This is a genomic window from Stenotrophomonas terrae (assembly GCF_001431465.1).
In the GTDB taxonomy this organism is placed as follows: Bacteria; Pseudomonadota; Gammaproteobacteria; order Xanthomonadales; family Xanthomonadaceae; genus Stenotrophomonas; species Stenotrophomonas terrae.
This window is the reverse complement of record NZ_LDJJ01000046.1, coordinates 1-22,824: the sequence shown is the minus strand read 5'-3', so window position 1 is coordinate 22,824 and position 22,824 is coordinate 1. Positions and strand designations below refer to the sequence as shown.

Genomic DNA, 22,824 nt, shown 5'->3' with positions numbered 1-22,824 from the left:
CGGCTGAGTTGGGCGCGGGGCAGGAAGCGGGTTAAACTGCCGGGCTCGCCACTCAGGCCTCGATTTTCCCATGCTGCAGAAACTTCGCGACAAGACCTCAGGCTGGATCGTTACGGTGATCATGGGCCTGTTGATGATCCCGTTCCTGTTTGTGATCGACAACAGCTACCTCGGTGGCGTCGGCGCACAGAACGTTGCCAAGGTGTCGGCACCGCCGTCCTGGTGGAGCTCGGCTCCGTCGTGGTGGCCGATGTCCTTCCTGTGGAAGCACCACGAAGTCAGCGTCGAGGACTTCCGGGCCCGCTTCGAGCAGGCACGCATGCAGGCGCGTGAGCAGCAGGGCGACAACTTCGACCCGCGCGAGTTTGAAACCACCGAGAACAAGCGCGCCGTGCTCGATCAGCTGATCGACGAGCAGGTCGTGCGCCTGGCCGCCGAAGACGCGCATATCGTCATTGGTGACAAGGCCGTGCGCGATTACATCGCCGCGATCCCGGCATTCCAGAAGGACGGCAAGTTCGATCCGGACCAGTACCGTCTGGCGCTGGCGCAGAGCATGCCGCCGCGTACGCCGGCCATGTTCGAGCAGCTGGTACGCAGCAGCCTGCAGCAGTCGATCATTCCTTCCGCACTGGCCGAGTCGGGCTTCGTGACCAAGGGTGAGAGCGAGCGTCTATTGAAGCTGTTGGGCGAAACCCGCGATGTGGAGTTCGCACTGTTGCCGGAAGTTGCCGCCGATACCGCAGCGGTCAGCGATGCCGAGATCGACCAGTGGTACAAGGCGCACCCGAAGGATTTCCGCCAGCCGGAAAGCGCCACCATTGAATACGTCGAGATCAATGCGGCCAACATGCCGGCAGTGGCTGCCGCCGATGAGGCCACCCTGCGCCAGCGCTATGAAGACGAGAAGATGCGCTTTGTCAGCGCCGATCAGCGTCTGGCTTCGCACATCCTGATTCCCACTGGCAGTGACGAAAAAGCCGCTGAGGCCAAGGCCAACAAGCTGGCCGCCGAAGCCAAGCAGCCGGGCGCCGACTTTGCCGCATTGGCCAAGGCCAACTCGGAAGATCCCGGTTCCAAGGACGCCGGTGGCGACCTGGGCTGGGTTGAGCGTGGCGTGATGGTCAAGCCGTTCGAAGACGCGCTGTTCGCGATGAAGGCCGGTGAGGTGGTTGGCCCGGTCAAGACCGAGTTCGGCTACCACGTACTGAAGCTGCGCGAGATCAAGGGTGGCGAAGGCCGTCCGTTCGAGGAAGTGCGTGACCAGCTGGCCGCCGAGCAGCTGCAGGCCGACAGCGAGAAGGCGTTCAACGAGCTGAGCGGTCGTCTGGTTGACCTGGTCTACAAGAATCCGACGGAGCTGGGTTCGGCCGCCAAGGAAGTGGGCCTGCCGGTGCAGACCCTGGGTCCGTTCAACCGTGGCACTGCCAGCGGCATCGCGGCCAATCCGGCGGTGCTGAAGGCTGTGTTCTCCGACGCGTTGAAGGAAGACGGCACGGTCAGCGACCCGATCGAGCTGGGCACCAACCACAACGTAATGATCCGCGTTACCGAGCACACCCCGGAGCAGGCGATCCCGCTGGCGCAGGCGCGTGAGCAGGTGATTGCAGCGGTGCGTGCGCACCGTTCCGAAGAGGCCTCGAAGAAGGCCGCTGACGCGCTGCTGGCAAAGTTGAGCGCTGGCCAGACGTTGCAGGCGCTGGCCGCTTCCGAGCAGCTGCAGTTGCTGCCGATGCCGGGCCTGCCGCGCAACGCACCGATGCCGACCGCTGAAGCCAACCGTGCGGTATTCACCGCGGCCGCACCGGCGGGCGACAAGCCCAGCTATGGCAAGGTCGAGATGGAGCCGGGCCGTTATGCGGTGTTCGCGGTCACCAAGGTGACCCCGGGCAACCTGGCCGAAGTGCCGGAGCAGCAGCAGACCATGCTGAAGCAGCAGCTGAGCCAGATTGACGGTGCAGCGGCGGCCAAGGCCTACGTCGATGGCATGCGCAAGCGCTACAAGGTGCAGGTCGAAGAATCGCAGCTCTGATCAACGAGCAGCAGTAAACACAAAAAGCCCGGCACACGCCGGGCTTTTTGCGTTTGTAGTGCCGAGCCATGCTCGGCAGGGGCATTACCGGCGCGCCAGCCGATAGCTGTAGGAGCGGCGTGAGCCGCGAAACTAACGATCCATCCGATGCGGGCATGCCGGCAATTTATTTGCCCCATGCTTCGCGGCTGACACCGCTCCCACAAGCGCGGCCTTTGTAGTGCCGAGCCATGCTCGGCAGGAGCATTCCCAGCGTGCCAGCCGATAGCTGTGGGAGCGGCGTGAGCCGCGAAGCTGACGATCCATCCGATTGGAGGCATTCCGGCAATTTCATTACCCCCAGCTTCGCGGCTTACGCCGCTCCTACAACGGGGTTATCGGTAATGCTTCTGCCGAGCATGGCTCGGCACTACATGAAACGCAGAAGCCCGGCCATTGGCCGGGCTTCTGGTTTGCTTGCGGTAGCGGCATCAGCTGCGAACCCGTTCATCCATCTGGTCGCGCAGATTGCGGCAATTCGGTTGCCTCCAGCTTCGCGGCTTACGCCGCTCCTACAACCGTCGCAGGCTTAGCGCACTTCCTCGTAACGCAACACCATGCCGGGCTTCAGCACGGCGCTGGCATCGAGGTTGTTGGATGACAGCAGGGTCTTGACCGAAATGCCGTAGCGACGGGCGATGGTCCAGGCCGATTCACCGCTGCGCACGGTATGGCGGCGGCCATTGCTGCTGGCCGATGCCACGCTGCGCGCAGCCACTGCCGGGCGACTGTTGGCCTTGGCAACTGTGGCTGCCGGAGCAGCTGCAGGTTCCGCGTCGCGGGTGGCCACCAGCACGCTGTCGCGGTTGTCGCTCTCGACGCCGCCAATGGCGGCGGCTGGCGCCAGCACTCGAGTGCCGGAGCGCGAACTGGTCAGGGCCGGATTGAGCCGGGCGATGCGGGCCGGGTCCAGTGCGTTCTGCGCCGACCAGGCGGCCAACGTGGTGTTGGCGGGCAGGGTGTGGCCCTTCAGGATCGGCACCTGCCGGTCCAGCGAGGCCATCAGGTCCGGCTCGTGTTCGGCCTGCTCCAGCACGCAGGCCAGCGCGTGCAGCTTCTCGACATAGGCATAGGTGATCGGCGACAGGCCCGGCAGCTCGGAGGCAGTGGCGTTCTGGGCATTCATGCCGCCACGCCGCAGTGACTGCAGGATGCGGTACTCACCGGCGTTGTAGGCCATCACCGCCAACTGCCAGTCGCCAGCGAACATGCCGTGCAGGGTTTTCAGGTAGCGCACCGCCGCGCGGGTGGAATCCACTGCCGATAGACGACCGTCATAGCCCTTTTCCATCGGCACGCGGTGGTTGCGTGCGGTCGTGGCGATGAACTGCCACAGCCCGGCCGGGCCGCTGGCGTTGCGTGCGCCCGGGCGGTAGCCGCTTTCGACGAACGGGATCAGCGCGAACTCGGTCGGCAGGTTGGCCGCGCGCAGTTCATCGACGACATAGCCAAACAGCGGCAGCGCGTCGTCCTCGACATTGCCCAGCCGCGACGGGGCGTGCGAGAACTGCTTGCGCCAGCGTGCGCTGGTGGCTTCGGCGTCGCATTGCGGTGCGGCCAGGCCTTCACGGAAGTTGGCGAAGATCTCGCGGCCGTTGCGGGTGGTGGCTGGCGGCAGCGAGGCCGGGTCCAGCGGCAGCGCGGTCAGCGCAGCGACGTTCTGGGTCATGCCGGCGCTGATCGGAAGGCCCTGGGCGGCCAGCGTGCCGCTGCCCGTGCCCAACAACATTCCCAGCGCCAACGGCAGACAGAGCCGCCTCATGCGGTAAAACCGTCTTTCCACCGCCGCAATTCGGCGAAGACTTCCACTTCATCAGTGGGTGCGCGACCAAGCCGCGCCGCGATCGCTGCGACGATGGCGGTATCGGTGGTACGCAGATATGGATTGCATTGGAGTTCACCGGCCAATACGGCGGGAACGGTAGGACGAGAACTGCTGCGCATGTCCGAGGCTTCCTGTTGGCGGCGTTGCAATGCCGCGTTGGTGGGGTCGACATGCCGCGCAAACACGGCATTGGCCAGCGTGTATTCGTGCCCGCAGCAGACCAGTGTCTGTGGGGGCAGGGCGGCCATTCGCCGTAGCGAGGCCAACATCTGGGCCGGCGTACCTTCAAACATGCGTCCACAGCCCAAGCTGAACAACATGTCGCCACAGAACAAATGGTCGTGGCCGTAGTAGGCAATATGGCTCCGGGTGTGACCGGGGACTTCCATCACGGTGAAGCCGAAGCCAGACAATTCTACCTTGTCGCCCTCGCTGACTCGTTCACAATCCAAAGCGATGCGTTCATCGTGCGGCGCCATCACCCGCAGCCGCGGCCAGCGCTGGCGCAGCTCCGCCACCCCGCCGATATGGTCGTCGTGGTGATGGGTGAGCAGGACGCCAGCAGGCTGCATGCCTTGCGCGGCGGCTTCCAATACCGGCCCGGCCTGGCCTGGGTCGACGAAAATCGTGCGCTCATCGGGTGTTTGCAACGCCCAGATGTAGTTGTCCTGGAATGCGGGCAGGGCGATCAGTCGCATAGAATTGGAAAATGCCTGCCGCCCCGTCCCCCCGTCAAGCTGCAGTCTCGCCCTGGTTTGAGAAAGCCGGGGCGCAGGCGATGCGGGAGTGGGAGCAGCGGCTGCTGTCTGAACAGATGCGCGGATTTCCCTCGCCGTCGTGGCTGTGGCTGGCCCCCAGCGCCGCCTGGCTGCCGGAGCTGGTGCCACAGGGGCGTGGACTGCGCCTGCACCGCAACCCGCTGGCGCCCGGTTGGGCAGGGGACATGCGCTGTGCCTTGCCGCTGCCGCTGCCCAGCGAATCGGTCAAGGCCATCGTCATCGAACACCCGGCGGCCGAAGAGCTGGAGCCGCTGTTGTCCGAATGCGCGCGGGTGTTGATGCCGGGTGGGCGGATCTGGATGACCGTACTCAACCGCTGCAGCCCGTACCGCGCGCACTGGCAATGGCAGGGTGCACGGCCACCATCGGTGACCGGTTGCAGGACACTATTGCAGCGACAAGGCATACGATGTCGCTCCTTGCGGCACTATGGCCCGCTGTGGACGCAGACGGGTACTACCCCGGGCACGGCTCTGCCGGCCCTGCGCGCGTTGTGCGTGCTGGAAGCTGAAAAACGCACCGAGGCTTTCATCGGCCCGATCAAGGCCAGTCGCGTCAGTTGGCGCGGCCCGGTGGCGACCTGAATTCAACGGAACACTATGAAGTCAATTGAAGTACATACCGATGGCGCCTGCCTCGGCAATCCCGGGCCTGGCGGCTGGGGCGCCTTGTTGCGCTACAAGGGCCATGAGCGCGAACTGTCCGGTGGCGAAGGCCATACCACCAACAACCGGATGGAGTTGATGGCTGCGATCATGGGCCTGGAAACGCTCAGCGAGCCCTGCAACATCATTCTGTTCACTGATTCGCAGTACGTGCGCCAGGGCATCACCGAGTGGATGCCGAGTTGGGTGCGGCGCAACTGGAAGACTGCGGGCGGTGACCAGGTCAAGAACCGCGACCTGTGGGAGCGCCTGCACGAGGCCACCCAGCGGCATCAGATCGACTGGCGCTGGGTCAAGGGCCACTCCGGTGACCCGGACAACGAACGCGTGGACCAGCTGGCCCGCGATGCTGCAATCCGCGTGCGCGCTGGCGCCGCGAGCAACTGAGGTAAGCGATGCGCCAGATTGTCCTTGATACCGAAACCACCGGCCTGGAATGGAAGAAGGGTAACCGTGTGGTCGAAATCGGCTGCGTGGAGCTGCTTGAGCGGCGCCCCAGCGGCAACAATTTCCACCGTTACCTGAAGCCGGATTGCGACTTTGAATCCGGCGCGGCGGAAGTCACCGGCCTGTCGCTGGATTTCCTTGCCGACAAGCCGCGCTTCGAGGAAGTGGTGGATGAGTTCCTGGCCTACGTGGATGGTGCCGAGCTGATCATCCACAACGCCTCGTTCGATATGGGCTTCCTTGAGAACGAGATGAGCCTGGCCGGCAAGGGCCGCCTGGCCAGCCGGGTGACGGTGACCGATACCCTGGCCATGGCGCGCGAGCGCTTCCCGGGCCAGCGCAATTCGCTGGATGCGCTGTGCCGGCGCCTGGGCGTGGACAACGCCCACCGCACCCTGCATGGCGGCCTGCTCGATGCGCAGATCCTGGCTGATGTCTATATCGCGCTGACGTCGGGCCAGGAAGAGATCGGCTTTGGTCAGCCGGAAGCAGAGTCAGGCAATGCCGGCGGCGTCGCCCAGGCATTTGATGCCTCGGTGCTGCTGCCACGGCCGCGCGTGCTGGTTACCGCATCCGAACAGGAAGCGCACGAAGCGCGCCTGGCCCGGTTGCGCAAGAAGGCCGGTCACGCCTGGTGGGATGGTGAGCCGGTACCGGCCGCGAGCGAGCCGGCCTGAGTCGCGCCGGCCCGGTTTGGGCTGGCGGAGTAGAGCCGCTGGTCCGTCGCCTTAGTGGCAGCGGACCAGGATGGCGGTGATGTTGTCCGAGCCGCCGCCATCCAACGCGGCGGCAACCAGTGCATCCACGCATTCCTGCGCGCTGCAGTCGCCGTGCGCCAGCGCCTGGCTGAGGCCGGCATCGTCCACTTCCTCGGTGAGGCCGTCACTGCAGATCAGCAGCTGCATGCCCGGGCGCAGTTCGCCGGTCATGGTGGCGACATTGAGGTGGGCCGGATCGGTCACCCCCAGCGCCTGGGTTACCACGTTGCGGTGCGGATGGGCGCGGGCCTGCTCGGCGGTGAGCGTGCCCTGTGCGATCAGTTCCTGCACATAGCTGTGGTCCTGGCTGAGCTGGGCCAGCTTGCCGTCGCGCCACAGATAGGCACGGCTGTCGCCTACCCAGGCCACTTCAAAACGATTGCCCTGCACGCGCGCGGCCACCACGGTGGTACCCATCGGCAGGCTGTCGTTGCGTCGGCGCGAGGTGCGGATGATTTCTTCGTCGGCAGTGCGGATGGCCTGCACCAACGCAGCACCGCTGCGGACTTCGCGGACGATGGTTTCGCGCGCCAGCGCGCTGGCAACCTCGCCGCAGGCGTGGCCGCCCATGCCATCGGCTATCAGCCACAGCCCCAGCTCGCCGTCACCGTAGTAGGTGTCTTCATTGAGCTGGCGGCGCAGGCCGACATGGCTGAGGTGTCCAAATTCGATCATGAGTGCCCGAGCGGGCTATGTTTCAACGGTGAAGGTCGCTGCATCATCGCGTTCATGGAGGTGTACGGCAAGCGCTCGCGGACACCGATTTGCGACGCCGGATGCAGCAGCTGAATCGTCGATGGTGCCTTTTTGTTAAAAAGCGCTTGTCGGCGCGGCCGATGCCCTTTATTATTCGCAGCCCGGTTCGCCGGGGACCATCTGGAGAGGTGGCAGAGCGGTTGAATGTACCTGACTCGAAATCAGGCAGGCGTTAATAGCGCCTCGGGGGTTCGAATCCCCCCCTCTCCGCCAGATACTGGAAAAAGCCACCTTCGGGTGGCTTTTTTCTTTGCGGCAATCGGTGCTGTAGGGCCGAGTGGTTGCAGCGGCTACACTGAGCGCCTGATCCAATCGGTAAGCCCCATGTCAGAAATTCTCGTCCCCGTGTCCTTCGGTGAGTTGCTGGACAAGATCTCCATCCTGCAGATCAAATCCGAGCGCATGAGCGATGCAGCAAAGCTGCTCAACGTGCGCAACGAGCTGAGCGCGCTCGACAGCACCTGGGCGGCGCATCCAGCCGCAGCGCAGGACATCAGCGCCCTGCGCACGGAGCTGAAGGCGGTCAACGAGCGCCTGTGGGACATCGAGGACGACATCCGCCTGAAGGAAAAGGCCCAGGCCTTCGACGATGCCTTCGTGCAGCTGGCGCGCAGCGTCTACATCCAGAACGATGAGCGCGCGCGCATCAAGAAGGCCATCAACCTGGCGCTGGGTTCCAGCTACGTGGAAGAAAAGTCGTACCAGGACTACCGCGCCGGCTGAAAGGCGCGAAATAGGGCTGGGGCGGCATGTAGGAGCGGCGTAAGCCGCGAAGCCCATAGATCACCAGATTGCGGAAATGACTGGTGTGTCAGCGAGGCCAGCTTCGCCGCTGACTCAGCTCCCACAACCAAGCACCAAGCGCCAAGCCTGCCTTGTGGGAGCGGCATAAGCCGCGAAGCTCGTAAGCCATCAGATGGCAGGTATTGCCAGCGCTGCAGCTATGTCAGCTTCGCAGCTCACGCAGCTCCCACAACCAGCACCAAGCGCCAAGCCTGCCTTGTGGGAGCGGCATAAGCCGCGAAGCTCGTAAATCAACAGATGGCAGAAATGCCCTGTGCTGCAGCAATGCCAGCTTCGCAGCTGACGCCGCTCCTGCACCGCCGGCTCTCAGCCCGGATGATCGGCGCGATAGCGCTCGAACGCGGCAATCGCATCATCGACGGTGATCAGTGACATCACCTCGTCGAACTCGATCTTGGTGCCCCATTTCAGCGCGCTGGCCGGCTTGTGCAGATAGCGGCGGGCCGCGTCGTCATAGCGGTCCACGCAATAGCGGCGGTCGGAATAGGGGCCGCTGCGCGCCGGGTTGCTGGCTGCATGCAGGCCCAGCACCTTGGTGCCCACCGCGTTGGCGATATGCATCGGCCCCGAATCCGGGGTCACCAGCAAGGAGGCGCGGGCCAGCAGGGCGGGCAACTGCTTGAGCGTGTCCTTGCCCACCAGGTCCAGTGCCGGGTGCTTCATCGCGGCGAGGATGGCATCGCTGGTGCTGCGCTCCAGCTCGCTGCGGCCGCCGCACAACACCACCCGCCAACCCTGGCTTGCCGCATGGTCGGCCAGCGCGGCGTGGCGCTCGGCATACCAGTTGCGGCGCTGGTGGCTGGAGCAGGGCGAGATCATCAGCACCGGGCGGCCGTCCTCGTCCCACTGTGCGCGTGCCCACTCGTGCGCTTCCGGCGGCGTTGCCAGGTCCCAGCTGACCTCTGTCTGCTTCAGTCCCAGCGGCTCGCAGAAGCTGCCAATGGCGTCGAGCACGTGGATGCCCGGGCGGTCGGGGATGCGCTCATTGATGAACAAACCATGCAGGTCCTTTGAGCGCGACTTGTCATAGCCGATGCGGCGCTTGGCCGGAATGAAGGCTGACAGCAGGTTGGCACGCGCGGCCACCTGCATCTGCAGCAATGCGTCGAAGCGGCCTGGCGGAAATTCGCGACGCAGCGCACGCATTCCCGCCAAACCGCTGTTCTTGTCGTAGATATGGAAGCTGACCCCGGGCAGGCCATCGAGCAGTTTGTGGCCGGCCTTGTCGATCACCCAATGCAGCGGCGTGCCTGGAAAACCGTGCTGCAGCGTGCGCACCAGCGGAACCACATGGGTCACATCGCCCAATGCCGAGAGGCGTAAGAGACACAGTGGGGAGGACGATGCAGGCATGTGTTGTTAGACTCGCTGATGATGGTCGCATTTGACGCCACTGAAGCGCTGACGCCCTGCCGCGATGGTCGTGGCTATGGCGCCATTCTGTTCGACCGCGAACGCCTGCGGCAAGCCGATCCCGGCTTGTTCGCGCCTGCGCAGTGGGGCAGCAAGGCGCATCAGGTCGGCGATGGTGGCCGTGGCGGGGCCTGGTTCATCGACGCACCGTTCGGCCGCAGCGTGCTGCGCCAGTACCTGCGCGGTGGCGTCGCGGCCAAATTCAGCCGTAGCAGCTACCTGTGGCGCGGTGCCAACCGCACGCGCAGTTTTGCCGAATTCCGGCTGATGCGGGAGTTGATCGCGCAGAAGCTGCCGGTGCCGCGCCCGTATGCGGCGTTCTACATGCGGCAGGGCCTGCGCTATGAGGCGGCGATCCTGATGGAGCGGCTGGAAGATGTGCGCTCGCTGGCCGATCACGCGCAGGTCACCGGCCGTGCCGCGCCCTGGGAAGAAGCCGGGCGGATGATCGCCCGTTTCCACCGGGCCGGCCTGGACCATGCCGATCTGAACGCCCACAACATTCTGTTTGACGATGCCGGCCGTGGCTGGCTGATTGATTTCGACCGCGGCGTGTTGCGCATTCCGGCCACCCGCTGGCGCGAGCGCAACCTCAAGCGCCTGCTGCGTTCGTTGCTGAAGCTGCGCGGTGCGCGCAGCCGCGAGGACGTTGAGCAGGACTATGCGCGGCTGCGCCGCGCCTATGATCTGGCCTGGAACCGGGGCGTGTGAGATGAGTTGGGCGTTGCGTTTTCTGGGTGTCGGCAATGCGTCGGCGGTGGAGCTGGGTTCGCCGATGTCGGTGATCGAGCATGGCGGCCTACCGTGGCTGACCATCGATTGCGGCGGCGAAGGCCTGACCGCCTATCGCAGCCATTACGGCGCCATGCCCGGTGCCTTGTTCGTCACCCATATCCATCTGGACCACGTGGCCGGCTTCGAGCGCCTGTTCGTGGATGCCTTCTTCAACCCGCAGCGACGCGGCAAGGTGCGGCTGTACGTGCCGGCACCGCTGGTCCCGCTGCTGCACAAGCGGGTAGGGGACTACCCGAACGTGCTGGCCGAAGGCGGTGCCAACTTCTGGGATGCCTTCCAGCTGATCGTGGTGGGCGATGCGTTCTGGCATGAAGGCGTGCGCCTGGAGGTATTCCCGGTACGCCACCATTGGCCGGAGACCGCCTACGGCCTGCGCCTGCAGGGCGCGCTGGTATGGAGCGGCGACACCCGCCCGATTCCGGAGATGCTGGCGCGCTTTGCCGGCGACAACGAACTGATCGCCCACGACTGCGGCCTGCACGGCAACCCATCGCACACCGGCGTGGATGACCTGGAGCGCGAATACGACACCGCCACGCAGGCGCGGATGATGCTCTACCACTACGCCAGCAGCGCCGACGGCGCAGCACTGCGCGCCCGCGGCCACCGCGTGGCCATGCCGGGCGAGTGCGTAGTACTGGCTGAGCCAACGGCGCCGCGTGCGGAGCTGTTTGAGGGGTGAGGCCCAGGTTGCAGCTGTCGCGGCTGTAGAAGCAGCGCAATTTCACGGCGCGTCAGTCGCTCAATAGAAACGATATCCGAGCCCCTCTCCCGCCTGCGGGAGAGGGGCTGGGGTGAGGGCAAACCGGAGCCGAGTTGGATAACTCCGCTGGCATCACCACGAAGCCAACGTAGCCCGGGTAAGCGCAGCGCACCCGGGACGCATGCCGGGTAGCTCGCAATCAATAAAAAGCTAATTCGTAGTCGGCGATCAATCGATTGCCCAGCAGAAGTCCTGGCCGGCCCAAAGCCCCGGGTGCGCTGCGCTTACCCGGGCTACAAGGCCACAACGCGTACAGGCAGCATCACCGCTTCATCAGCGGCGGAACTTTCAAGGGCCCAAAAAGGTGGCGACCCCGCCGGCTTACCTCGGCGCCCGCGTCGATCGATACCGTTGCTGCCTTCCGGCCCTGGCGGGATTTTCGACCTAGCGTCGCGAGGGGCCGACGGGGCCACCATAGAGACGGTTAGGCCGCGCGATGCGCGGCCATTCACGATACGAGAGGCCGGGGCGATGGGATCATCAGCCGCCGATGCTTCATGGACCGGACACAAACTGGAGCAGGTCCTGATCGTGTGCGGCGATTGTAACGTATGCATGCACCAGCCGACCAGACTTCCGGCTTGAACCCCGTGTAACCCGCTGCCGCCGTTTGGCGGCCCACAAGGTCCGGCTTGGATAGAATGCCCGCCCAACGGAGGACGACCTCCGCCCATCACGGGACTTCATCCAGGACGGCCTGGCTTCTCTAGGAGGCTGTATGGCTTGGATCTATCTCGTGATCGCCGGTGTGCTGGAAATCGTCTGGGCGCTGGCAATGAAGCAATCCCACGGTTTTACCAAGCTGGTTCCCAGCATCGTCACCCTGGTGGGCATGATCGCCAGCTTCTGGTTGCTGGCCCTGGCCATGCGTACCTTGCCGTTGGGTACCGCCTATACGATCTGGACCGGTATTGGCGCGGTCGGCGCGTTCATCATCGGCATCATCTTCCTGGGCGAACAGATCAGCGCGATGCGTATTGGCGCAGCCGTGCTGATCGTCAGCGGCCTGGTGCTGATGAAGCTTTCCAGCAGCTGATAGCGGCTTCAGTCGTTGCGCAGCACCAACACCATCTCGACGGCATCCAGCCCCGGGCCGTGGCCATCTGCCACGACCCGGGTCACGCTGAAACCGAGCCGCGCGTAAAAGTCCTGTGTGTGTTGGCTGGTACTGAGCTCGATGCGCTTCACGTTCGGGTTCTGCCTGGCCTGCTGTAAGCGCGCAAGGCTCAATTGCCTGCCCAAACCCCGCCGCTGCAGGCTGCGCTCGACCATGCCCCAGCAAAAAACGGCGACGCCATCGGCCCGGATCGCCAAGCCGCCGCAGGCGACAACACTATCGTCGTGCTCGATCAGCTGATAGTCGCAACCCTGCGCATCGCGCCGTAGAAACTGCTCGAAGTCAGCGCGTTCGGCTAGCGTGAAGTACTCGGGCACATTGCTTTCGAACAGCGACAAGCAGGCGTCGGCATCAGCGAGTTGGTAGGGGCGGATCGGCATACGCGGCAATCTAGCAGCATCTGCCTTTTCTCTTTGTGGAAGGGGGCAGGCAGGGGCATCCCGTTTTGGTTTTGGTTTTGGCTGTGGCTGTGGCTGTGGCTGTGGCTGTGGCTGTGGCTGTGATTTTGGCTGTGGCTGTGGTTTTAGCCCCTCTCCCCTTGCGGGAGAGGGGTTGGGGAGAGGGGAGCGCGAAGCGTGCTTTCTGCCGCCGAACAACGCACCCCAACAGCACAAATATCAATCACCGCGACATCGAATAAGGCAACGTCGCCGCATCAGCAGCCCAAGACTTGTTCGGCTCAGCCTGCATCACAAACCGCAGCTCCCCACCAGCAACAATCTCCTGGTGCGTCACATAAGCCCGATCCAACGGCCTGCCATTGAGGCTCACCGAACCAACATACGTATGCGCAGCATCCAACCCGTCAGCCACGATCCTGAAGCGCTTGCCATCAGGCAGATTCAAGGTCGCCTGCGGCAGGAACGGCCGGCCAATGATGTATTGGTTGCTACCTGGCGTAACCGGATAGAAACCCAGCGCGGTAAACACATACCAGGCCGACATCTGCCCAAGATCATCGTTGCCCGCCAAACCATCCGGGCGCGCGGCGTACTGCGTATCCATGATCTGCTTCAGCCGCGCCTGCGTACGCCACGGCTGCCCGGCATGTGCATACAGATAGGCAACGTGATGGCTGGGTTCGTTGCCATGCGCATACCAGCCAATCAGGCCGGTGATGTCTTCCATGTGCGCGAAGATGGACGGGTCAACCTTGGCTTCAAACACATCGTCCAGGCGTTGCAGCAGCTTGTCGCTGCCGCCATGTGCCGCCGCCAGACCGGCCACATCCTGTGGCACATACCAGGAGTACTGCCAGGCATTGCCCTCGGTGAAGTCGGTGCCATAACCGCTGGCACTGGGATCAAACGGCTCGCGGAAACTGCCATCGCGCTTGCGCGCACGCATGAAGCCGGTGCCCGGGTCGAAGGCATGCTTCCAGTTGGCCGCACGCTTGTCGAACTCGCTCGCCACTTCGGTCTTGCCCATGTCCTTGGCCACCTGCGCGATGGTCCAGTCGTCATAGGCATATTCCAGGGTTTTGCTGGCCGCTTCGCCTTCCTCATCGATAGGCACATAGCCGAGCTCGCGGTACTGCGCGATGCCGTCATACGGGCCGTAGTTGGCGCTGGCGACCATCGCCTGCAAGGCCTCTTCGGTGTCGTAGCCGCGGATGCCCTTCATATAGGCATCGGCGATCACCGGCACCGCGTGGTAGCCGATCATGCACCAGGTCTCCAGACCGTGGAACGACCACACCGGCAGCACCCCGTAAGGGCTTTCGCGGCGTGAGGCCAACAGCGAATTGACGAAGTCATTGGTGCGCTGTGGCGGCTGCACGAGTGTGGCTAACGGGTGCAGGGCGCGGTAGGTGTCCCACAGCGAGAAGGTTGAATAATTGGTCCAGCCCTTGGCTTGGTGCACAGCGTTGTCCGGCCCGCGATAACGGCCATCGCTGTCCATGAACAAGGTCGGCCCGAGCAGCGTGTGATACAGCGCGGTGTAGAAGCGCGTGCGTTCGTCCGCGCTGCCTTGCGCCTCAACCGCGCCCAGCGCTTCGCTCCACTGCTGTTTCGCCGCCGCGCGCATGCCGTCGAAATCCCAACCCGACGCTTCCGCATCCAGGTTGGCAATCGCGCCTTCCTCGCTGACCGGCGAGATCGCCACCTTCACCAGCAAAGGCTTGCCAGCCTCCGGCGCGACATCAAAGGCTGCAACCAACTGCCGGCCCTCGATCTGCGCGCGCTGCGTCGGGTCCTTCTCGCCCGGCGGCGGGAAACCCTTGTAGACGACATCCTGTTCGGTGTCGTGCAGTTGATGGCCGCTGAGCGGCTGCGAAAAGCGCATGGCGAAATACAGCTGCCGGCCCGGCGCCCAGCCACGCGTCTCGCGGAAGCCGGTAATCGTGCCATCGGCCCGCACCCGCAAGCGCGACCACAGGATCTTGCCCGGGTAGTCGTACATGCTGGTACGCAGGTCCAGCACGACATGCGCTGGCTTGCCGGCCGGGAAGCTGTAGCGGTGCATGCCCACACGCGCGCTGGCAGTGAGCTCGGCGCGCACCTTGTAGTCGTCCAAGGTCACCGCGTAGTAACCCGGCTGCGCGGTCTCGCTGGCATGGCTGAAACGCGAGGTATAGCCGCTCAGGGGCTGATCGGGATTGCCGCGCTCCAGCTTCAGCTCGCCGGTAGTCGGCATCAGCAGCAGATCACCCAGATCCGAGTGGCCGGTGCCGGAGAAGTGCGTATGCGAGAAGCCGACGATGGTGCTGTCGTCATAGCGATAGCCCGCAGCCCAGCCGTACCCATCTTTACGCGACTGGATGCGGGTATCGGGCGAGAGCTGGACCATGCCGTACGGAACGGTCGCACCCGGATAGGTGTGTCCTTCGCCGCCAGTGCCGATGAAGGGGTTCACGGCGGAGTAGGCGGCCTCGTTGGCGGCGGGTGAGGCCGCCATTGCCGAAGACGGCGCCAGGGAAGAGGTTGCTACGGTTGCTGCAAGTACCAACAGGGTCGCGCCAAGCTGCTTCATCCCGCACCTTTTGGATCGGTCTAATATGGCAAAACTAGCATGCCGATGAGGGCGCTGGCATGTGCTCGTCCCGCCAGTCAGTGGCAGACCTTTGCAACTGCAACTGCAACTGCAACTGTGGCTGGATGTTCCTTGGTGCTGGCCCTGACGGTGGCCGTCGCGGTTGGGCGTGCGAGGGGATTTGTGACGTCGACATCGAATGTTTCGCTACAGCTCTCCTTCTGCCGGCGTTTCTTCAATCAACATCAACCATCGCAAGCAACCCTCTTCGTGGGGAGCTGTATACAAACTCCAAATAGGGGGAGCCATTGCAATGATAGGTATCAGAGAGTCCCGGCCTGAAGACGGTGGGCGTGTCGTTGAGATATGGCGGAATGCAGTTGACGCCACGCATGATTTTCTATTGTCGGAAGACCGTCTTGCCATCGACGAGATGGTGTGCGGTTTTCTTCCTCAAGCGGCGCTCCTGCTTGCGGTGGATGCAAGCGACTACCCGCTCGCCTTCATGCTCATTGATAACGGACATATGCAGGCGCTGTTCGTGGACCCGGCCTGCCGGGGCACTGGAATTGGTGCCGCTCTGGTGCGCCACGGTCTTGGCCTTCATCCCCGGATGACTACCGACGTCAATGAGCAGAATGCTCAAGCGATTGGTTTCTACGAAAAACTGGGATTCACGCGCACGGGCCGTTCGCCATTTGATGACCAGGGCAGGCCCTATCCGCTGATTCATCTTGAGTATCAAGCTGGTTTGTCTGCGCCTGCTGCCAAGGCATAGTTTCCATCCAGACGCAGGCAGGGGCATTGGCGAATTGCCGCTACTTGAGTGCTGAAGGGGCGCGGATGTTTCGCATCCTGGCAAACCACGGTCAGAGTTGGCGTTCGCCCTGGGTTGGCGATATGGAGCAGCTCTTTGGTGCTTCGCACCTTCACCCTTCGGGCGGCTGCGCCGTCCCACAGGCTACGCCGGCGGTCGAACCCATTGGGGTTCTCATCGCCCATGCTTTCCGTCCAATAACTGAAAAAGCCGCCCACAAGGGACGGCTTTTTCAGTTATCTGGCGGAGAGAGGGGGATTGATTCGGTGCTTCGCATCTCACCCTTCGGGCGGCTGCGCCGTCCCACCGGCTAAGCCGGCGATCGAACCCAGTGGGGCTCTCATCACCCATACTTTCCTCCAAGTAAAAAAGCAAAGGCCACCCAACGGGTGGCCTTTGCTTTTTTATCTGGCGGAGAGACGGGAGGGCTATTCCCACCTCAATCCGTTGATTTTTCGAGAGGAACAACCTGATGAGAGTTTGTACCTTCGGACGTACCAACGTCAGCGCACATGCCGGCAGTCGTGGCGTTCGGCGCGGTAGTCATTGAAAAGCAAGAGAAGACATACAGCGCCAGCAAACGCTGGCCCCCTCTTTTCTTTGCGTCAGGCTTGAATGCCTTTTCATTCAATGATTTATGCGCCAGGCATAAAATAAAAACGTCCCTGGTGAGAATTCTGTTGACAGAATAATCATCCAGGGACATTATTCCTGTGCGCCAGGGGCAACTGACCTGAGAAATCGAAGCCTTTACAGCGCAGCAGCAGCAATCAAATCAACTACTTAACAGGAAGCCTATATGTACCCGAAAATTGGTGAAATGCCTAGCCCTATCGTCGGTACCGGGGTGCCGCAGGGGCTCGACTCCCTCGACAGCCTGGCTGACGCGGGAGATGTGAACGAAACCCCGTTCAATGTCTTCATTGGTCATAACCTTGGTCATCGCGTTTTCACGATGTCCGTACCTTTCCGCAAGTTTGCCGACATTTCTGATGTGGCAAATGACCGCGAAGCTGGCCCGGTTGCCCAGCGCCAACTCGATGAGGGCCATGCGAAGAAGTTGGCCATCTACATGGTCAAGGGCCTCATCTCCGCTGCGAAAATGCGGCGTATAGCAGCGGGCAAGCCCGTGCCGGATACGTTCGACGCACTCATTCGTATCCTCGGTGAGCAGCCCTACTTCTCCTTGCAACCGCTCGTTTGCAACATCCGCAACGTTCCCCCGGGTGGCAACGGTGCGGGAGGTATCCGCGGTCTTCGCCTGGAAACGCCGAGCGGTGAAACGGCGGCGTTTAAGGTGTTCCTGTCCGAGCGGCATACCCTCTGGGTCGTGGATGGGCAGCACCGCCGCCACGCAGCGGATATGGCGATGACCTTCTTGGAGCAGGTTCGTCAGTTGGGCAAGTATCCGGGCAAGGGGGCGGTTCTGTTCACGGAGAAAGGCAAACCTGTTTCCGAGGCAGAAATGCTTGTCTGGAATGAGGCTTATGAGGCAGCGAGGCATTTCGCCACGCTGACGGTTGAAGTCCATCTCGGGCTTGACATTGAGCAAGAGCGGCAGCTCTTCCATGACCTCAACCGCCTCGGCAAGAAGGTGGACGCCTCGCTTGCTTTTCAGTTTGATGGATCTAACCCCATCACGCTGTTTATCAAGCACAAGCTGTCCGGCGAATTGGGTGTTGCGCTCACTGACAATGAGCCCAAAGACTGGTCCCAGGACTCCGGCGCTATCCTGCTGAAAGACTCCGTTGCCATCAACGCCATCGCATTCTTGAACAAGGGCAACGTCAGTGGTGCCACTCCGGCAGTCATTGAACCCCGTGAGCAGGCGGTGCTTGACCTGTGGAGCAGGATCATCGAGATCCCGGCTTTCGGAAGCCACCAGGCGAAGGAAAAGACCGTCGCAGCACAGCCAGTCGTCTTGAAGGCAATGGCGAAAATCGCTTACGACTTGAACTTCAGCAACCGCAAGCCCGCAGACGCTGAAGAGCAGTTTCAGCAGTTCTTGGAGCGTCTTCCGTCTGTGGACTTTTCCCATGACAACCCGATGTGGAACTTCTACGGATTGAGTCCCGGTGAGCGCCTGGACAAGGGATTGGCTGGCTTGGCCGACTACCTCCCCGAAGAGGTTCCCGGAGTGAATCGGGATATCGGTTCCAAGCAGGGTGATTTCATGCGTTTCGGCGCCAAGCACAACGACATTTTTCCGATCCTTGGTGACATGCTGCGCTGGGCGACGGGTTTGCCGAGCCGTAGGGCGAATGCTGATTGAACTGCCGCAGCACGATGTTGAGAGTGTTCTAGTCCACCATTGACGCAACTAGTATGAAACGGCGGGGGCGGATTTTCGCCCCTGTCGCGTTATTGGAGCCGAGGTCCTGCCAGGAGGCCCGCGCCCTCGACGAGCAGCTCGTCAGGCATTCCAGCCGTGATCAAGACCAGCGTGCCGTATTGGCCCAGGCAGAAGGCCGAGGCGTCGGAGTAATGGAGTTGATAGGCCTGCGTTCGTCATCGTCCTTTTCCCGCCACTCCCTACTGGTCTTCTCCATGCGAGCAATGGCCGCACGGTAGGTGAGCAACAACGCACCTGACCACGCATGCGCCAGGCGTGGATCATGTGTGTGAAGGTTGCGCCTGATCTCCCCGTGTCCGTCGAAGTTGCGGCGCAGTTGATTCGGTGCTTCGCACCTTCCCCCTTTGGGCGGCTGCGCCGTCCCACCGGCTGCGCCGGCGGTCGAACCCATTGGGGCTCTCATCGCCCATGCTTTCTGTCCAATAAATGAAAAAGCCGCCCACAAGGGACGGCTTTTTCATTTATCTGGCGGAGAGAGGGGGATTGATTCGGTGCTGCGCACCTTCACCCTTCGGGCGGCTGCGCCGTCCCACCGGCTACGCCGGCGGTCGAACCCATTGGGGCTCTCATCGCCCATGCTTTTCGTCCAATAACTGAAAAAGCCGCCCACAAGGGACGGCTTTTTCAGTTATCTGGCGGAGAGAGGGGGATTCGAACCCCCGAAGCGCGGTTTAGACGCTTACACACTTTCCAGGCGTGCTCCTTCAACCACTCGGACACCTCTCCGGATCCTGCCGCGCTAATGCCTCGGCAGGGGCGTGGATTCTATAGGGACTGGCGGCCGTTCACAAGCACCCCCTGAGCGGGTGCTGGCGGATGGGCCGGCCATGGCACAATGGGGCTTCAGATGAAGACGGTTGCCTGATGTCCTATCTCGTCCTTGCCCGCAAGTGGCGTCCGAAGCGTTTTGCCGAGTTGGTGGGCCAGGAACACGTGGTTCGCGCGCTCAGCAATGCGCTCGACAGTGGCCGCGTCCACCACGCCTTTTTGTTTACCGGCACCCGGGGTGTCGGCAAGACCACCATTGCCCGCATCTTCGCCAAATCGCTGAACTGCGAGAACGGCACCAGCGCCGACCCCTGCGGTCAGTGCCGGGCCTGCCTGGATATCGACGCCGGCCGCTACATCGACCTGCTGGAAATCGATGCCGCGTCCAATACCGGCGTGGATGACGTGCGCGAGGTGATCGAGAACGCCCAGTACATGCCCTCGCGCGGGCAGTACAAGGTCTACCTGATCGACGAAGTGCACATGCTCTCCAAGGCAGCGTTCAATGCGCTGCTGAAGACGCTGGAAGAGCCGCCGGAACACGTGAAGTTCCTGCTGGCCACTACCGACCCGCAGAAGCTGCCGGTCACCGTGCTCAGCCGCTGCCTGCAGTTCAACCTGAAGCGGCTGGACGAGGAGCAGATCCGTGGGCAGATGACCCGGATCATGACCGCCGAGCAGATTGAATTCGACGACAGCGCCATCGTGCAGCTGGCGCGTGCGGCCGATGGCTCGCTGCGCGACGGCTTGTCGCTGCTGGACCAGTCCATTGCCTATGCCGGCGGCGCGCTGCGCGACGACGTGGTGCGCACCATGCTGGGTACGGTGGACCGCACCCAGGTTGCGGCCATGCTTGATGCCCTGGCCGATGGCGAAGGCGCGCGTCTGCTGCAGGTGGTTGCCGGGCTGGCAGAGTTCTCGCCGGACTGGAGTGGTGTGCTGGATGCGCTGGCCGAAGGCCTGCATCGCATCCAGGTGCAGCAGCTGGTGCCGGGCGCGTCGGTGCCGGGCGAAGGCATCGATGCCGTGGCCTTTGCACAACGCCTGCGCCCGGAAGTGGTGCAGCTCTGGTATCAGATGGCCCTGGGTGGCCGTCGCGACCTGCATCTGGCGCCCAGTCCGCGTGCGGGCTTTGAAATGGCCGTACTGCGCATGCTGGCCTTCCGCCCGGCGGGCGCGGTACCGGCAATGCCGGAAGGTGGCGCACCGGGTGCTGGCGCAGGTATGGGCAGCAGCCAGGCCACGCCGGCCGCTGCGGGTTCACAAGCGCAGGCAGCCAAGCCAGTCGAAGCGCAGGCCGTACCGGCTGTAGCAGCGCCTGTGCAGCCAGCCCCCGAATCCAAACCCGAACCGATGCCCGCAGCGGCACCAGTCGCGCCGCCGCAAGCCGCGCCTGAACCAGTGCTGGAAGTCGCCACGGTCACGCCCGAGCCTGTGCAGGCGCCGGTAGCCGCACCGGTCCCGGCGCAAGCCGCCAAGCCCGCAGCCGCCGACGAAGATCTGCCGCCGTGGGCGGTCGAGGCTGCGGAAACGAATGCACGTGACGAGGCGATGGCCGCTGAAATGGCGATGCCGGAGCCGTCGTCGCCAGCGCCGGAAATGCCCAAGCCCGCGCCGGTAGTCGCAGCGCGGCCGGTTCAGCCGGCCGCGCCGGCACGTCCCAGCGGTATCGCCATCGAACCGGCGGTACCGGCATCGGTTGGCCGCGCCTTGAACGATGCCGAGCAGTGGTTGGATCTGGTTGCCGATAGCAGCCTGACCGGGCCTTCGCGTGAGTTGGCGGCCAATGCAGCCTTTGTCAGCTTCCAGCACGGTGTGCTGCGGTTGGCCTTGTTGCCGGGCTTTGAGTACCTGCAGTCTGAGCGCGCCTTGAATGCCTTGGCGCAGGCACTCTCGCAGGCCTTGGGCAGCACGCCTAAGATCCTCATTGAAACCGGCAACGTCCAGGCCGAGACCTTGCACGAACGCGCTGATCGCCAGCGCGGTGAACAGCAAACAGCGGCCGAAGCCGTGTTCATGGCCGACCCCCAGGTGCAACAGCTGTTACAGCAGGGTGCACGGGTCGTGGCCGATTCCATCCGTCCCTTCAAAGAGTAAACAGCATGCGCGGCAATATCGCCCAAATGATGCAGCAGGCCCAGAAAATGCAGGAAAACCTGCAGAAGGCCCAGGAAGAAATCGCCAAGTTGGAAGTCACCGGCAGCGCCGGCGGCGGCATGGTCAGCGTGACCCTGAGCGGCACCAAGGAGTGCCGCAAGGTGCGTATCGATCCGTCGGTGCTGAGCGATCCGGAAATGGCCGAAGACCTGATCGCAGCCGCGTTCAACGATGCCGCCAACAAGATCGACGCCGAATCGCAGAGCCGCATGGGCTCGGCCACGGCCGGCATGAAGCTGCCGCCGGGCATGAAGCTGCCGTTCTGATGTGGCCGGCGCCGGCTCGCCCGGCGCATGCACGTCCCCGCGCCGCGAAGCCTCCGGGCTTCGCGCGTTTGTTTTAGCGATACGCCTGCTGTGATGAGACCGTTGCGATGAGCCTGCCGCTGCTGGAACAACTGATCGAAGCCTTCCGGGTGTTGCCCGGTGTTGGCCAGAAGACGGCCCAGCGCATGGCCTACCACGTGCTTGAGCGCGCCCGCGATGGGGGCCAGCGTCTGTCGGACGTGCTGGCCGAGGCCATCGAGAAGATCGGCCATTGCAAGCAATGCCGCGATTTCAGCGAAACCGAGCTGTGCCCGGTCTGCGCCAGCAGCAGCCGCGAGCGGCAGATGCTGTGTGTGATCGAATCACCGGCCGATCGTTTGGCGATTGAACATGCCACCAGCTATCGCGGTGTGTACTACGTGCTGCAGGGGCGCTTGTCGCCGCTGGATGGCATCGGCCCGCGCGAACTGGGCCTGGATCAGCTTGAAGCGCGCTTGGCGCAGGGCGAAGTCACTGAGCTGATCATCGCCACCAACTCCACCGTCGAAGGTGAGGCCACCGCGCATTACCTGGCGCAGCTGGCACGCCGCAACAAGGTGCGCCCCAGCCGTCTGGCGCAGGGCCTGCCGCTGGGCGGCGAGCTGGAATACGTGGACCGCGGCACCTTGTCGCATGCCTTCGGCAGCCGCAGCGAAGTCGGCGAATAAGCCGCGCCGGGGTTGTAAGCTGTAGGCCGTTTACTGCAGCGAGCCTTTCCATGAGCGACACCATTTTCGGCAAGATCATCCGCCGCGAAATTCCCGCCGCCATCGTTTACGAAGACGAGGACGTGCTGGGCTTCAAGGACATCGCCCCGCAGGCGCCGGTGCATGTGCTTTTCATCCCGAAGAACGAGGTCATCCCGACCCTGGATGATCTGCAGCCGACGCAGGCGCACCTGATCGGCAAGCTGGCCTTGGCGGCCGCCGCCTATGCGCGCCAGGAAGGGTTTGCCGAGAACGGCTACCGCATCGTCATGAACTGCCGCGAAGATGCCGGCCAGACCGTATTCCACATCCATCTGCATCTGCTGGCCGGCGCGCCGCTGGGGCATTTCGGCGCGTGATTTGATGCTGTTGTGTTGATTGTGGGAGCGGCGTAAGCCGCGAAGCTGACAACAACAAAACAACGGCCGATCCCTTTGGCTCAGCCAAACAGCTGTTGGTTGCGGGATGTAGTTCGTGGCGGAAGGATCTTTATCTTCGCGGCTTACGCCGTTCCCACAAAAAAAGGGAGCATGGCGGGCTGCGCTCCCTCC

General features: G+C 63.3%; 21 protein-coding genes, 2 tRNA genes and 1 other RNA gene. 15 read left to right on the top strand and 9 right to left on the bottom strand.

What is annotated here, in order from left to right:
* The first annotated feature begins 70 nt into the window (after positions 1-70).
* A complete protein-coding gene (locus ABB27_RS13480; RefSeq protein ID WP_057629313.1) occupies positions 71-2,032 on the top strand; it encodes a peptidyl-prolyl cis-trans isomerase in 1,962 nt (653 codons plus the stop codon).
* A 568-nt stretch (positions 2,033-2,600) separates the two neighbouring features.
* Here ABB27_RS13480 and ABB27_RS13475 read toward each other — a convergent pair.
* Both ABB27_RS13475 and gloB read right to left on the bottom strand, forming a co-directional pair.
* Positions 2,601-3,833, bottom strand: a complete 1,233-nt coding sequence (locus ABB27_RS13475) for a lytic transglycosylase domain-containing protein (protein ID WP_057629312.1) — start codon at positions 3,831-3,833, stop codon at positions 2,601-2,603.
* The gene (gene gloB, locus ABB27_RS13470) at positions 3,830-4,594 is read right to left on the bottom strand and encodes a hydroxyacylglutathione hydrolase (protein WP_057629311.1); all 765 of its coding nucleotides are present in this window, start codon (positions 4,592-4,594) and stop codon (positions 3,830-3,832) included. The genes ABB27_RS13475 and gloB overlap by 4 nt, the downstream gene beginning before the upstream one ends.
* Positions 4,595-4,710: 116 nt before the next feature.
* Here gloB and ABB27_RS13465 point away from each other — a divergent pair, with 116 nt between their 5' ends.
* From ABB27_RS13465 to dnaQ, 3 genes are read left to right on the top strand one after another with little or no spacing between them, the layout of a single operon-like run.
* Positions 4,711-5,259, top strand: coding sequence for a class I SAM-dependent methyltransferase (locus ABB27_RS13465; protein WP_244479235.1), 549 nt, complete (start codon positions 4,711-4,713; stop codon positions 5,257-5,259).
* Positions 5,260-5,274: 15 nt separating this feature from the next.
* Complete coding sequence (gene rnhA, locus ABB27_RS13460) at positions 5,275-5,727, top strand: ribonuclease HI (RefSeq protein ID WP_057629309.1); 453 nt, start codon at positions 5,275-5,277, stop codon at positions 5,725-5,727.
* 8 nt (positions 5,728-5,735) lie between these two features.
* On the top strand, positions 5,736-6,464 hold the full coding sequence (gene dnaQ, locus ABB27_RS13455) for a DNA polymerase III subunit epsilon (protein ID WP_057629308.1): 729 nt from the start codon (positions 5,736-5,738) through the stop codon (positions 6,462-6,464).
* A 51-nt stretch (positions 6,465-6,515) separates the two neighbouring features.
* On the opposite strand, the gene ABB27_RS13450 is transcribed toward dnaQ, so the two are convergent.
* Entirely contained in the window at positions 6,516-7,220 is a 705-nt protein-coding gene (locus ABB27_RS13450) for a PP2C family protein-serine/threonine phosphatase (RefSeq protein ID WP_057629307.1), read from the bottom strand.
* A 203-nt stretch (positions 7,221-7,423) separates the two neighbouring features.
* Here ABB27_RS13450 and ABB27_RS13445 point away from each other — a divergent pair.
* Both ABB27_RS13445 and ABB27_RS13440 read left to right on the top strand, forming a co-directional pair.
* A tRNA-Ser gene (locus ABB27_RS13445) sits at positions 7,424-7,514 on the top strand.
* 111 nt (positions 7,515-7,625) lie between these two features.
* A complete protein-coding gene (locus ABB27_RS13440) occupies positions 7,626-8,024 on the top strand; it encodes a DUF6165 family protein (protein WP_057629306.1) in 399 nt (132 codons plus the stop codon).
* A 387-nt stretch (positions 8,025-8,411) separates the two neighbouring features.
* Here ABB27_RS13440 and ABB27_RS13435 read toward each other — a convergent pair whose 3' ends face one another.
* On the bottom strand, positions 8,412-9,458 hold the full coding sequence (locus tag ABB27_RS13435) for a glycosyltransferase family 9 protein (protein ID WP_057629305.1): 1,047 nt from the start codon (positions 9,456-9,458) through the stop codon (positions 8,412-8,414).
* A gap of 21 nt (positions 9,459-9,479) precedes the next feature.
* Here ABB27_RS13435 and ABB27_RS13430 point away from each other — a divergent pair, with 21 nt between their 5' ends.
* Both ABB27_RS13430 and ABB27_RS13425 read left to right on the top strand, forming a co-directional pair.
* Positions 9,480-10,229, top strand: a complete 750-nt coding sequence (locus ABB27_RS13430; protein WP_057629325.1) for a 3-deoxy-D-manno-octulosonic acid kinase — start codon at positions 9,480-9,482, stop codon at positions 10,227-10,229.
* A gap of 1 nt (position 10,230) precedes the next feature.
* On the top strand, positions 10,231-10,995 hold the full coding sequence (locus ABB27_RS13425) for an MBL fold metallo-hydrolase (protein ID WP_057629304.1): 765 nt from the start codon (positions 10,231-10,233) through the stop codon (positions 10,993-10,995).
* A 391-nt stretch (positions 10,996-11,386) separates the two neighbouring features.
* Here the strand turns inward: ABB27_RS13425 and ffs are convergent.
* An RNA gene (ffs, locus tag ABB27_RS19390) (signal recognition particle sRNA small type) lies at positions 11,387-11,483 on the bottom strand.
* Between the two features lie 311 nt (positions 11,484-11,794).
* Between ffs and sugE the strand changes: the two genes are divergently transcribed.
* A complete protein-coding gene (gene sugE / locus ABB27_RS13420) occupies positions 11,795-12,112 on the top strand; it encodes a quaternary ammonium compound efflux SMR transporter SugE (protein ID WP_057629303.1) in 318 nt (105 codons plus the stop codon).
* A gap of 8 nt (positions 12,113-12,120) precedes the next feature.
* On the opposite strand, the gene ABB27_RS13415 is transcribed toward sugE, so the two are convergent.
* On the bottom strand, positions 12,121-12,573 hold the full coding sequence (locus tag ABB27_RS13415) for a GNAT family N-acetyltransferase (protein ID WP_057629302.1): 453 nt from the start codon (positions 12,571-12,573) through the stop codon (positions 12,121-12,123).
* Positions 12,574-12,814: 241 nt separating this feature from the next.
* Positions 12,815-15,166 (bottom strand): GH92 family glycosyl hydrolase, encoded by a 2,352-nt coding sequence (locus ABB27_RS13410; protein ID WP_057629301.1) that lies wholly within the window; start codon positions 15,164-15,166, stop codon positions 12,815-12,817.
* Between the two features lie 199 nt (positions 15,167-15,365).
* On the opposite strand from ABB27_RS13410, the gene ABB27_RS13405 reads away from it, so the two are divergent.
* Positions 15,366-15,944 (top strand): acetyltransferase, encoded by a 579-nt coding sequence (locus ABB27_RS13405; RefSeq protein WP_343123564.1) that lies wholly within the window; start codon positions 15,366-15,368, stop codon positions 15,942-15,944.
* A gap of 478 nt (positions 15,945-16,422) precedes the next feature.
* Here the strand turns inward: ABB27_RS13405 and ABB27_RS19745 are convergent, their stop codons facing one another.
* The gene (locus ABB27_RS19745; protein ID WP_152984580.1) at positions 16,423-16,689 is read right to left on the bottom strand and encodes a hypothetical protein; all 267 of its coding nucleotides are present in this window, start codon (positions 16,687-16,689) and stop codon (positions 16,423-16,425) included.
* 93 nt (positions 16,690-16,782) lie between these two features.
* On the opposite strand from ABB27_RS19745, the gene ABB27_RS13400 reads away from it, so the two are divergent.
* Positions 16,783-18,255: a DNA sulfur modification protein DndB gene (locus ABB27_RS13400; protein WP_057629299.1), complete on the top strand. Its 1,473-nt coding sequence runs from the start codon at positions 16,783-16,785 to the stop codon at positions 18,253-18,255.
* 714 nt (positions 18,256-18,969) lie between these two features.
* Here the strand turns inward: ABB27_RS13400 and ABB27_RS13390 are convergent.
* Positions 18,970-19,062, bottom strand: a tRNA-Ser gene (locus tag ABB27_RS13390).
* 138 nt (positions 19,063-19,200) lie between these two features.
* On the opposite strand from ABB27_RS13390, the gene dnaX reads away from it, so the two are divergent.
* The 4 genes from dnaX to ABB27_RS13370 all read left to right on the top strand — a co-directional run bounded on the left by dnaX (position 19,201) and on the right by ABB27_RS13370 (position 22,632).
* Positions 19,201-21,201: a DNA polymerase III subunit gamma/tau gene (gene dnaX, locus ABB27_RS13385; RefSeq protein ID WP_057629297.1), complete on the top strand. Its 2,001-nt coding sequence runs from the start codon at positions 19,201-19,203 to the stop codon at positions 21,199-21,201.
* 5 nt (positions 21,202-21,206) lie between these two features.
* A complete protein-coding gene (locus tag ABB27_RS13380; protein ID WP_057629296.1) occupies positions 21,207-21,527 on the top strand; it encodes a YbaB/EbfC family nucleoid-associated protein in 321 nt (106 codons plus the stop codon).
* A 107-nt stretch (positions 21,528-21,634) separates the two neighbouring features.
* On the top strand, positions 21,635-22,234 hold the full coding sequence (recR, locus tag ABB27_RS13375) for a recombination mediator RecR (RefSeq protein ID WP_057629295.1): 600 nt from the start codon (positions 21,635-21,637) through the stop codon (positions 22,232-22,234).
* A gap of 50 nt (positions 22,235-22,284) precedes the next feature.
* The gene (locus tag ABB27_RS13370) at positions 22,285-22,632 is read left to right on the top strand and encodes a histidine triad nucleotide-binding protein (protein WP_057629294.1); all 348 of its coding nucleotides are present in this window, start codon (positions 22,285-22,287) and stop codon (positions 22,630-22,632) included.
* Positions 22,633-22,824: the final 192 nt, after the last annotated feature.